The organism is Acidiphilium sp. PM, assembly GCF_000219295.1.
GTDB lineage: Bacteria > Pseudomonadota > Alphaproteobacteria > Acetobacterales > Acetobacteraceae > Acidiphilium > Acidiphilium multivorum.
This window is the reverse complement of sequence record NZ_AFPR01000623.1, coordinates 1-762: the sequence shown is the minus strand read 5'-3', so window position 1 is coordinate 762 and position 762 is coordinate 1. Positions and strand designations below refer to the sequence as shown.

Below are 762 nucleotides of genomic sequence, written 5' to 3'. Positions count from 1 at the left end.
CCCTGATGCGGTCGGGTTCGGGCTGGGCGGGGTTCTCGGCGGCTGCGAGGGCGGCCTGGCGCTGATCGGCGAGGGAGCGGTGATCGACCCGTTCGGGGCTTCTGACGCGCTCGAGCGCCCGATTGCAGTGGGTGGCCCATTGTTCGCGGATGGCCTCGATGCCGGGTGGCTTGTCGAGGCTGTAGTCCTTGCCCTTGGCGAAGCTGCCGTTCTCGAGGGGGCGGGTGGTGAGCATGATGTGGGCGTGAGGCTGTGTCTCGCCGTCCTGAGCCTTGGGGGCGTGGATGGCGATATCGGCAACCAGCCCCTTGCTGGTGAACTCGGCGCGGGCGAACTCGCGGACCAGGCCGGCCTGTTCGGCGGTGTTCAGTTCGCGCGGGAGGGCGACCAGCACTTCCTTGGCGGTACGGGCGTCCTTGCGCTTCTCGGCGGCATCGGCGGCATTCCACAGGCGTTCGCGGTCATGGACCCATTCGGGTGCGGTCTCTGGTGCGACGATCTCGGAGAGTTCGACGTCGCCCTTGTGGGTGTAGGCATGGTCCAGTTCCTGGCGCTGGTCGTGCAGGCTGGTACGATGCCGATAGGCGGCAGCGGCGACACAGGATCGACCCTGACCCCGGCTGATATTCTTGATCTCGCAACGGTAGATTGCCACAGATCAGCCTCGACGAATGAGGAAATCAGGATAGGCTATTTTGGCGTCCTAAACAACCACGAAAGGATTGAGTGCGCGGTTACGTGTTGCTGCGCAACACACGCGGC

The 762-nt window shown here is 65.0% G+C and carries 1 protein-coding gene; it reads right to left on the bottom strand.

Going from position 1 to position 762, the window contains the following annotated elements:
- Positions 1 to 655 (bottom strand): MobQ family relaxase (gene mobQ / locus APM_RS19650; protein WP_007425135.1); only part of this gene is annotated, 655 nt, incomplete at its 3' end.
- Positions 656 to 762 lie beyond the last annotated feature (107 nt).